Annotated in this window: 7 protein-coding genes, 1 tRNA gene and 1 pseudogene; 7 read left to right on the top strand and 2 right to left on the bottom strand. The window is 66.7% G+C overall.

Translation table 11 applies throughout. The features are described from left to right. Positions 1-7: 7 nt before the first annotated feature. The 6 genes from KBY65_RS03255 to KBY65_RS03280 all read left to right on the top strand — a co-directional run bounded on the left by KBY65_RS03255 (position 8) and on the right by KBY65_RS03280 (position 6,734). Positions 8-307 (top strand): hypothetical protein, encoded by a 300-nt coding sequence (locus KBY65_RS03255; RefSeq protein WP_254988503.1) that lies wholly within the window; start codon positions 8-10, stop codon positions 305-307. Between the two features lie 136 nt (positions 308-443). After that, positions 444-917: a ribosome maturation factor RimP gene (gene rimP / locus KBY65_RS03260; protein WP_254988502.1), complete on the top strand. Its 474-nt coding sequence runs from the start codon at positions 444-446 to the stop codon at positions 915-917. A 43-nt stretch (positions 918-960) separates the two neighbouring features. Further along, the gene (gene nusA / locus KBY65_RS03265; RefSeq protein ID WP_094561563.1) at positions 961-2,340 is read left to right on the top strand and encodes a transcription termination factor NusA; all 1,380 of its coding nucleotides are present in this window, start codon (positions 961-963) and stop codon (positions 2,338-2,340) included. Beyond that, entirely contained in the window at positions 2,337-2,615 is a 279-nt protein-coding gene (locus KBY65_RS03270) for a YlxR family protein (RefSeq protein ID WP_198953901.1), read from the top strand. Before nusA ends, KBY65_RS03270 begins: the two co-directional genes overlap by 4 nt. A gap of 85 nt (positions 2,616-2,700) precedes the next feature. Continuing rightward, on the top strand, positions 2,701-5,964 hold the full coding sequence (gene infB, locus KBY65_RS03275) for a translation initiation factor IF-2 (protein WP_255000494.1): 3,264 nt from the start codon (positions 2,701-2,703) through the stop codon (positions 5,962-5,964). Positions 5,965-5,969: 5 nt separating this feature from the next. Further along, positions 5,970-6,734 (top strand): low-complexity tail membrane protein, encoded by a 765-nt coding sequence (locus tag KBY65_RS03280; RefSeq protein ID WP_094561565.1) that lies wholly within the window; start codon positions 5,970-5,972, stop codon positions 6,732-6,734. Here KBY65_RS03280 and KBY65_RS03285 read toward each other — a convergent pair. Further along, positions 6,651-6,905, bottom strand: coding sequence for a DUF3493 domain-containing protein (locus tag KBY65_RS03285; protein WP_094561566.1), 255 nt, complete (start codon positions 6,903-6,905; stop codon positions 6,651-6,653). The two genes, KBY65_RS03280 and KBY65_RS03285, sit on opposite strands and share 84 nt — an antisense overlap. Before the next feature lie 49 nt (positions 6,906-6,954). On the opposite strand from KBY65_RS03285, the gene KBY65_RS03290 reads away from it, so the two are divergent. After that, positions 6,955-7,026 (top strand) — tRNA-Thr (locus tag KBY65_RS03290). Positions 7,027-7,584: 558 nt separating this feature from the next. On the opposite strand, the pseudogene KBY65_RS03295 reads toward KBY65_RS03290, so the two are convergent. Continuing rightward, positions 7,585-7,760: pseudogene (locus KBY65_RS03295) on the bottom strand (photosystem II q(b) protein); the annotation flags it as partial.

Here is a 7,760-nt window from a genome sequence, read left to right on the forward strand (position 1 = left end):
GGCGGCCATGGCAGCAATCCCCCCCGGCACCCGCCAGCGCTGCACGCTCTGCCAGGTGGAGATCCAGGGCATGGTTGGCGGCAACGACCTGGTGCATTTCAGCCAGGGCGCCCCGGGCACGCGCGCCAAGCTCTGGGCCAGGGTTTGCCAATACCTGCGCACCGCCGAGCAGAAGGGCCAGTGCCTCAACCAGGACGCCGGCCAGCGCGGCACCGTGCAGCCCAGCGACTACTTCGCCGAAGCCCCGGTGATTGAGATGCCTCCCTTGGGCGGCATGGGGCCTGGGACGGACCATCCCCTAGGGTGATGGCTTGCCCGGCGGGCAATCCCAATCGTCACGGTTCAGCTTTGCGCCCAAGGGCGCATGCAACAGACCGTGCAGATGGGCAGTTTTCCAGACTGCAAAAGCCGGCGGGCCTCCTGCCCCCAGCCCCACTGCAGCGTTGCCCCACCCCCTCCTGCCCGATCTGGAGCGCCTGGCCCAAGCGGCTGTGGCGCAATCCGGCTTCGCGCTCAAGGGCGTGCATCTGTTCACCCACCGCATCCCCATGACGGTGCAGGTGCTGGTGCAACGCGCCGATGGCAGCGACATCAGCCTCGATGAGTGCGCCTCCCTGAGCGCGCCCCTCGGCGAGGCGATTGAAGCAGCCGAGCTCCTCGGCGACGCCTATGTTCTGGAGGTCAGCAGCCCTGGCGTCAGCGACGATCTGCACGACGACCGGGATTTCCGCAGCTTTCGCGGATTTCCAGTGGCCGTGCACTGCCGCGATAGCAAGGGCCTTGAAGTGCGGCGCGAAGGGCTCCTGCTAGGGCGCGATGCAACGGATGTGCACCTCAACATCCGCGGCCGCACCCAGCGCATCCCGCGGGACTCGGTGATCAGCGTCTGCCTGGCCACCCCGACCCAGCCCACCTGATCCGCCTCTTCACCGCTCCCTGACCATTTCTCACCCCTGATCCATGGCCCTGGTTTTGCTCCCCGGTCTGAACAACCTGATCGAGGACATCAGCGACGAGAAGAAATTGCCACCCGCCGTTGTGGAGGCCGCCCTGCGTGAAGCCCTGCTCAAGGGCTACGAGCGCTATCGCCGCACCCTGTATTTGGGAATCAGCGAAGACCCTTTTGAGGAGGACTACTTCTCCAACTTCGACGTCGGCCTCGACCTGGAAGAGGAGGGCTACCGGGTGCTGGCCTCGAAAATCATTGTCGAGGAGGTGGAGAGCGAAGACCACCAGATTTCCCTGGCCGAGGTGCAACAGGTCGCCGATGACGCCCAGATCGGCGACACCGTGGTGCTCGACGTCACCCCCGAAAAAGAAGAGTTCGGCCGCATGGCCGCCGCCACCACCAAGCAGGTGCTGGCCCAGAAGCTGCGTGACCAACAGCGCCGCATGATTCAGGAGGAATTCGCCGACCTCGAAGACCCCGTGCTCACGGCCCGGGTGATCCGCTTCGAGCGCCAGAGCGTGATCATGGCTGTGAGCAGTGGCTTGGGCCGGCCCGAGGTGGAGGCTGAGCTCCCCCGCCGCGACCAACTACCCAACGACAACTACCGCGCCAACGCCACCTTCAAGGTGTTCCTCAAGGAAGTGAGCGAGGTGGCCCGGCGAGGCCCCCAACTGTTTGTGAGCCGCTCCAACGCCGGCCTGGTTGTGTACCTGTTTGAGAACGAGGTGCCCGAGATCCAGGAGGGCTCGGTACGGATCGTGGCTGTGGCGCGGGAAGCCAATCCCCCCTCCCGCTCAGTGGGGCCGCGCACCAAGGTGGCCGTGGATTCCGTGGAGCGCGAAGTCGACCCAGTGGGTGCCTGCATCGGCGCCCGCGGTTCCCGCATCCAGCAGGTGGTCAACGAGCTGCGCGGCGAGAAGATCGACGTGATCCGCTGGTCGCCCGACCCGGGCCAATACATCGCCAACTCCCTCAGCCCGGCGCGAGTGGAGATGGTGCGACTGGTGGACCCGGAAGGCCAGCACGCCCACGTGCTGGTGCCCCCTGACCAACTCAGCCTCGCCATCGGCCGCGAAGGGCAAAACGTGCGTCTGGCGGCCCGCCTCACGGGCTGGAAGATCGACATCAAGAACGCCAGCGAATACGACCAGTCCGCCGAAGATGCCGTGGTGTCTGAGCTGATCGCCCAGCGCCAGGAGGAGGAGGCTCTCCAGGCCGAAGCCGAAGCCCGTCTGGAGATCGAGCAGGCGGCCCGGGCCGAGGAAGACGCCCGCCTGCGGGAGCTCTACCCCCTGCCCGAAGACGAGGAGGACCTTGGCGAAGACGGCCAAGATTTTGCTGCCGAGGAGGCCGTCGCACAGGAGACCGTCGCAGAGGATGAGGCCCGGTGACGCCCCGGATCGTGCTTCGGCGCTGTGTGGCCTGTCGTGCGCTGCTGGATCGCCAGCAGCTCTGGCGGGTGATCCGGCTGGCCGAAGGAGGAATCGGATTGGACCAGGGCATGGGCCGCTCGGCTTACCTCTGCCCCAATCCGGTGTGCCTGGAAGAGGCCAGACGACGCAAGCGTCTGCAACGGGCCCTGCGCTGTCAGGTTTCAGATTCCATCGTTGAAACCCTGCAAAAGCGCCTAACACCCGGCGCTGATCTCGCCTCTAAGGCAAGATGAACATTGGCCGCAGAGTGTGCGTGCGGCCTGGTGTGCCCCTTGGCCCCGCTTGGCGGCCCCTGGGCCCCGATCCATGGAGACCTGAATGACCAGCAGCGGCAAAGTCAGAATTTATGAGCTGTCCCGGGACATGGGCCTGGAGAACAAGGACGTGCTCGATGCCGCCGAGAAGTTGGGGGTTGCGGCCAAGAGCCACAGCAGCTCGATCAGCGACGACGAAGCGTCCCGGATCCGCTCCCTGATCGAGGCGGGCAGCAACGGCAACCGGGCGGCTGCCGCTGCCCCCACCGCCCCGACGAAGGCGATTCTCTCGGTCAAGAAGGCCGCCAATGATGCTGCCGAGGCGTCCAAGCCTGCCGCCGGCCCACGGCCAGCGACCCCAACCCAAACGGCCGCAGCACCGCCCATGGCCGCGAAGCCAGCCATGCCCCCGGCCCGGCCCGTGGCGGCCAAGCCAGCCAACCAACCGCCTTCCTCAAGCAAACCGGCCGCTCCCAGCAAGCCTGCAGTGGTTAGCAAACCAACCGTGGTCAGCAAGCCTGCGGCGGCAAGCAAGCCCCCCGCACCCAGCAAGCCCGCAGCACCGGCCCGGCCTGCGGCGGCCGCACCGAGCAAGCCGGTTGTGATTGCCTCCAAACCCGCTCGCCCCGGCACCCCACCCCCAGCCCGCCCAGCAGCGGCAGCTCCCACGCCAAGTCGGAAACCTGAGCTGCCCGTTCGACCTGCCCCCAGCAAGCCTCAACTGGTGGGACGTCCCACCAGCGCCCCCACCAGCGCCCCCGCCGGCGCTGGCAGCGGCACCAGCAGCCGCCCCGCCTCTCCGGCGGGCCGCCCGCCACTGAGCCAGCGGCCGGCACCACCCCAGCGGGCTGGAGCTCCGGCCCCTGTTCGCCCCGGCAAGCCAGGGGCACCAGGTCGTCCCGGCCCAACCCCTCTCGAGCTGGTCGGCAAACCGATTCGCCGCGATAGCGCCGCCCCCGGAGCCCCTGGGCGCCCCGCCGCCCCGGGCCGCCCAGGCATGCCCGCCGGCATGCGCAAGCCGATGGCCCCTGGCGAGCTGATGCAGCTCCAGAAGCCCTCCGGCCGACCCACTGCTCCACCGCCACGGCGCCCCGGGGATCGAACCGAAGCCGGCGCACCGTCAAGCCCGGGCACGCCCGATCTGGTGCGCCCCAGCGCCACCCCACCGGCCGCACCGCGGCGGCCTGGCTTCCGGGCCCCCACGCCCGCTGGTGCAGCAGGACGCCCCCGCCGACCCGACTGGGACGACAGCGCCAAACTGGAGGCGCTGCGCAGCCGCACGCCGCAAAAGCAGCGCACCAAGGTGCACATCATCGGCGAAAACGATGATGCACTCACCGCCGAAACCGGCGGCTACGCGGGCGAGCAGGAAGCCTTCGTGCTGCAGGCCAGCCTGGCCCGCCCCGCCAAGCCCCGCACCGCCTCCACCCCTGCCGCCAAGCCCATTGCGGCGATGCGGAAGCGCAAGAAGGAAACCACCCGTCAGCGGCAGCGCCGCCGCGCCATGGAATTGCGGGCCTCCCGCGAAGCCAAGGCCGTGCGGCCCGAGATGCTGATCGTGCCGGAGGGCAACCTCACGGTGCAGGAGCTGGCCGAGAAACTCGGCGTTGAGAGCTCCGAAATCATCAAGAGCCTCTTCTTCAAGGGGATCATCGCCACGGTCACCCAAAGCCTCGACCTCTCGACGATCGAAGCGGTGGCCGAAGAATTCGGCGTGCCGGTGCTCGAGGACGACGTCGAGGAAGCCGCCGCCAAGACAGTGGAAATGATCGAGGAGAGTGACCGCGATTACCTGATCCGTCGCCCGCCTGTGGTCACCGTGATGGGCCACGTCGACCACGGCAAAACAAGCCTGCTCGACGCCATCCGCAAAACCCGTGTGGCCGCCGGCGAAGCCGGGGGCATCACCCAGCACATCGGTGCTTATCAGGTGGAGATCCCCCACGCGGGCGAACAGCGCAAGATCACCTTCCTCGACACCCCGGGCCACGAGGCGTTCACCGCCATGCGGGCCCGCGGCACCAAGGTGACCGACGTGGCCGTGCTGGTGGTCGCCGCCGACGACGGCGTGCGGCCCCAGACCCTTGAGGCGATCAGCCACGCTCGGGCGGCCAAGGTGCCGATCGTGGTGGCGATCAACAAGATCGACAAGGAAGGCGCCTCCCCCGACCGTGTGAAGCAGGAGCTCTCGGCCCTCGAACTGGTGGCCGAAGACTGGGGCGGCGACACCGTGATGGTGCAGGTGAGCGCCATCAAGGGCGAGAACGTCGACAAGCTGCTGGAGATGATCCTGCTGGTGACGGAGGTGGAAGACCTCCAGGCCAACCCGGATCGGATGGCCAGGGGCACCGTGATCGAGGCTCACCTCGACAAGGCCAAGGGACCAGTGGCCACGCTGTTGGTGCAGAACGGCACCCTGAAGGCCGGCGACGTGCTGGCGGCGGGTCCGGTGCTCGGCAAGGTGCGCGCCATGGTCGACGACACCGGCAAGCGCGTGAAGGAAGCCGGCCCCTCCTATGCCGTCGAAGCCCTCGGCTTCAGCGAAGTGCCCACCGCCGGCGACGAGTTTGAGGTGTACCCCGACGAGAAGACCGCCCGCTCCGTGGTGGGCGATCGGGCCAACGAGGCCCGCGCCACCCGCCTGGCCCAACAGATGGCCTCCCGCCGGGTGTCCCTGGCTTCGATGTCGGGCCAGGCCAGCGAAGGCGAGCTCAAGGAGCTCAACCTGATCCTCAAGGCCGATGTGCAGGGCTCCGTCGAGGCGATCCTCGGCTCCCTCGAGCAGCTGCCCCAAGGCGAAGTGCAGGTGCGGGTGCTGCTCTCGGCTCCGGGCGAAATCACCGAAACCGACGTCGACCTGGCCGCCGCCTCGGGCGCGGTGATCGTCGGCTTCAACACCTCGATGGCGCCAGGGGCCAAGCGAGCCGCCGATGCCACCGGCGTCGACGTACGCGACTACGACGTCATCTACAAGCTGCTGGAAGACATCCAGATGGCCATGGAAGGCCTACTGGAACCGGAGCTGGTTGAGGAGTCCCTGGGCGAAGCCGAGGTCCGCGCCGTGTTCACGATCGGGCGCAGTGCGGTGGCCGGTTGCTATGTCACCACCGGCAAGCTGCAGCGCAACTGCAAGGTGCGGGTGTGGCGCGGCAAGGAGAAGGTGTTCGAGGGCGACCTCGACTCCCTGCGTCGCAACAAGGACGACGTCAAGGAAGTCGCCACTGGCTTCGAGTGTGGCATCGGCACCGATCGCTACACCGGCTGGCAGGAAGCGGATCGCGTCGAGGCCTACAAGCTGGTCACCCAGCGCCGCACCCTCAGCACCTGAGCCCTGTGAACCCTCGCAGCGAGCCCCTGCTCTGGCTCCAGCTCGTGGCCCTCGGGGCCATTCCGCTGGAGCTGCTGGGGCTGCTGCTGGTGCTTGCTGGCGCGGATCCCGGCCCTTTGCCTGGCCTGGAGCGCCTGCTGGCCTGGGCCATCGGGGCCCTGGGGCCCGCCATCGTGCTCTGGCAGCGTCCTGCTGACGTTTGCTCACTGCTGCTGGTCCAGGTGCCCGTGAGAGCGCGCAGCGAAGCCCAGCGCAGCCTGGCTGCCCTGCAGAGTCCGCTGCCCGCAAAGGTGGCCCTAGTGCTGGCAGCGGCGGCCCTGCTGCCCCTGTTCTGGTGGATGGATCAGCACGCCGCCCTGGCCTCCCCCCTCTCGCCCCTAGCGGCCAGCCCCCGTTTTGTTGGGCTGCTGTTGGCCTGCCCTCTGCTGGCCCTGATGCTGTGGCAGTGGCAACAACTGAGCCAGGCGATCGGGCTGCTGAGCCGGAGCCCAGCTGCACTCGCCACCTGCGTGCCCCTCACCCCCGTGCAACTGGAATCCGAGCGGCTGTGCTTGGGGTTGCCGCTGCTGCTGCTGAGCCCCCTGCAAATCACCAATCCCACCCCGCCCCAGCCAACGCCCACCGCGTCGGAAGTGACACCTGAGCCTGAGCCGGAGCCTCCAGCGCCAACCTCCGCTCCTGAGCCGTTAGCTGGTGGCACGGTTGCGATCGAACCAGAGCAACCCACCGAAGAGGGCGAAAGCGCCGATCTGGATGAGGAGATCACCTGAGGGCACGTCAGCCCCACTCGCTGATCGCATCGCCATCGTCGCCAACCCCACCGCCCCCGAGGCCGCTAGGGCAAGCCACACCGCACGGCGCAGCCCCCGCCACGGAGTGCGAGCCTCCAGCAACAGTCGCTCCCTCAATGCGGGATCAATCGATTCAGGCTTGGATCCCATCGTCACGCACCGCTTCAGGCTGACCGCTGAATGCTAATTTCAACAGAATGCCGGTGTAGCTCAGGGGTAGAGCAACTGATTCGTAATCAGTAGGTCGTCGGTTCAAATCCGATCACCGGCTTGATCCACACAGAGAAAGTCGAGCAGTCGCAATCGAAAGAGCCCTCTGGCAGATGAAGCCAGGGCTTTTGAGCAGAGGGCCCCAGCCAAGCTGCCTGCTTACCGAAATGCAACGCCAGGCGCAAGCTGGTCTGACTTCAGCTCATCAAAAGAAAAGCTTCTTCACCATTCAGAGTACGAAAAGCCAGCAGCACTCAGAATTTAAATCTTTCAAAAGCCGATAATGATCGCGGCAAAATCACTAGAAGCAAAGAGTACCCAAGAAAACTGATATCCATTCTCCTTGCTCACTAACCCCAAGAAAACAGCAGAAGGCCCGTCGACTTCCAGCTGCCCACTGTGCCGAGAGCTGTATCCCCGGCGCCGCAGCGCGGTGATCTGGCGGAAGGCCTGATCCCGATCCCCAGGTGGTGTATTCAAAGCCGCTGTTGCGGTTGTGAAACAGCCTGTGCAACAACGCCACAACCATTTCCAAGGCCATCTCCCATGAAAAAGCCCCCTCCGAGGAGGGGGCTTGAGGGATTCCGTTTGAGCGTCACGCTCAGCAGAGGCTGTTGCCTCAGCCGATTGCCGGTGCGGTCAGAGCCACGGGGGTGGCCTCTGCTGCAGCCAGGTCGAGCGGGAAGTTGTGAGCGTTGCGCTCGTGCATCACTTCCATGCCCAGGCCTGCACGGTTCAGCACGTCTGCCCAGGTGTTCACCACACGGCCTTGGCCGTCGAGGATCGACTGGTTGA

The organism is Cyanobium sp. Alchichica 3B3-8F6 (genome assembly GCF_024346435.1).
Lineage (GTDB): Bacteria > Cyanobacteriota > Cyanobacteriia > PCC-6307 > Cyanobiaceae > Cyanobium_A.

Coding starts and splice junctions, on each gene's coding strand:
- KBY65_RS03255 (WP_254988503.1), top strand. CDS start 8: ATGGCAGCAATCCCCCCCGGCACCCGCCAGCGCTGCACGCTCTGCCAG.
- nusA (WP_094561563.1), top strand. CDS start 961: ATGGCCCTGGTTTTGCTCCCCGGTCTGAACAACCTGATCGAGGACATC.
- infB (WP_255000494.1), top strand. CDS start 2,701: ATGACCAGCAGCGGCAAAGTCAGAATTTATGAGCTGTCCCGGGACATG.
- KBY65_RS03285 (WP_094561566.1), bottom strand. CDS start 6,905: ATGGGATCCAAGCCTGAATCGATTGATCCCGCATTGAGGGAGCGACTG.